Here is a 1,845-nt window from a genome sequence, read left to right as displayed (position 1 = left end):
TGTTCATTTAATAATGGAATTGTGTTTTAGAAATTTGATAGGCAAAGAGTGATTTAACCACAAATATAATATGGTTATTTAGTGTTGTGCTATTCTGCTTAAATATAATCCAATTTTTACCTGATATATACGGATAGATTTATCTACCCGGCATTTACCGGGTTAAGATTTTTGCTATGTAATCAAGTCTAACAGTCGATTTTGATGCCATGTTGTAAAAAGAACTGGCTGAACTCGGCATCAGGCTGGCGGTCGGTGACTAACGCATCAAACAGGGTCAACGCTCCAATGCTGGCAGGTTTTATTTTACCGAACTTACTGTGGTCGGCCACCAGGATTTTCTGTTGTGATTTGGCTATAGCTCGGTGCTTTAACAGAATTTCATCGAAGTTGAAACAGGTGGCGCCATACTCAATTGAAACGCCGGCTGCGGAGATAAAAGCTTTGTTTGGGCAGGCATTGTCCAGCTCATTGTGCTGACTGNTCGGTGTGAAAATATAGTTATTGGGTTTGAATTCACCACCGCACAGAATCACTTTACAGTTGGGTTTGTCTTGTAGGGAAAGAAAGGTGTTAAGGGAGTAACAAATAGCAGTAAATACCAGTTCTTCGTCTATCTCGTCGATAATCGAGGGAATTGTAGTGCCGCAGTCAAAAAAAACCGTATCGTTTTCGGCGATCAACCTTGCTGCCAACTGACCAATACGGCGCTTTTCTTCCACCTGTTTGGCTTGCTGGTCAGAAACAAAATAGTTATTGGCGTTATTGCTTTTAGGGTCCATCACCACATAACCACCCAACAAAATCACGGCGGTCGGCTCGGCGCTAAGATCACGGCGAATAGTCATTTCAGAGACTCGCAGCAAATTGGCCGCGTCTTTGAGGTGGATTTTGTCGGAACGCTTTAGGGCCTGAGTAAGTTTATTGATTCGTTCTGCACGGCGGGTTTCCATAAGCTATTCCTGACAAACAATTATTAATACCATACGTTGCACTATAGTTTCTTATAATACAACGTATTGCAATAAATAAGCCCGGCAGTAGCCGGGCTGACAATCGATTCGAATCTAAACAATCGATTAATAGACTTACACTGAGTTAGTAGCTTGATGCCACGGCCTGTTGGCCCGAAACGATGGTTACACCAGAGCTGGTACCAATGCGTGTCGCCCCTGCGTTGATCATGATTTCTGCTGTCTTTTGATCACGAACTGCACCAGAGGCTTTAACGCCTATTACCGGACCAACCGTAGCACGCATCAATTTAACATGTTCTTCTTTGGCACCACCGGTGCTGAAGCCTGTTGAGGTTTTCACAAAAGCTACGTCAAGCTCACGACACATTTCACAAACTTGTACGATTTGAGCATCACTTAGCAGGCAGGTTTCTAATATTACCTTCAACGGTGTAGTGGCGCAAATATCACGTACAGCCTTAATATCGGCTTTAACTTCGGCAATTTTGCCACTTTTCAGCCAGCCAACATTGATAACCATATCAATCTCTTGCGCCCCAGCGTNGATTGCTGCCTGAGCTTCAAAAGCTTTTGCTTCAGTCAGACCCGCACCCAGTGGAAAACCAATGACTGAGCACACCTTAACCGTACTACCGGCTAACTGTTGAGCGGCGACTGGCACGTATCCAGAATTAACACATACGGCATAGAAATGATGCTGTTTAGCTTCTTCACACAGCTTGATAATTTGGGCTTCCGTGGCATCCATTGCCAATAAAGTATGGTCAATGTAATTAGCATAATTGATCGTCATGATTTTTATCCTTTTGTTCATCTGTAAGTTATCATTACTGTTATAATAGTAACATTATTAGAGGAAAACAAAGGT

Annotated in this window: 2 protein-coding genes; both read right to left on the bottom strand. The window is 42.9% G+C overall.

The features are described from left to right. Positions 1-188 precede the first annotated feature (188 nt). The gene (gene deoR / locus V1952_RS21600) at positions 189-953 is read right to left on the bottom strand and encodes a DNA-binding transcriptional repressor DeoR (RefSeq protein WP_420075528.1); all 765 of its coding nucleotides are present in this window, start codon (positions 951-953) and stop codon (positions 189-191) included. Positions 954-1,098: 145 nt separating this feature from the next. Then, a complete protein-coding gene (deoC, locus tag V1952_RS21595) occupies positions 1,099-1,770 on the bottom strand; it encodes a deoxyribose-phosphate aldolase (protein WP_420075527.1) in 672 nt (223 codons plus the stop codon). Positions 1,771-1,845: the final 75 nt, after the last annotated feature.

The organism is Yersinia sp. 2542 StPb PI (genome assembly GCF_048593855.1).
Classification (GTDB): Bacteria; Pseudomonadota; Gammaproteobacteria; order Enterobacterales; family Enterobacteriaceae; genus Yersinia; species Yersinia enterocolitica_E.
This window is presented reverse-complemented; position numbering and strand designations above follow the sequence as displayed.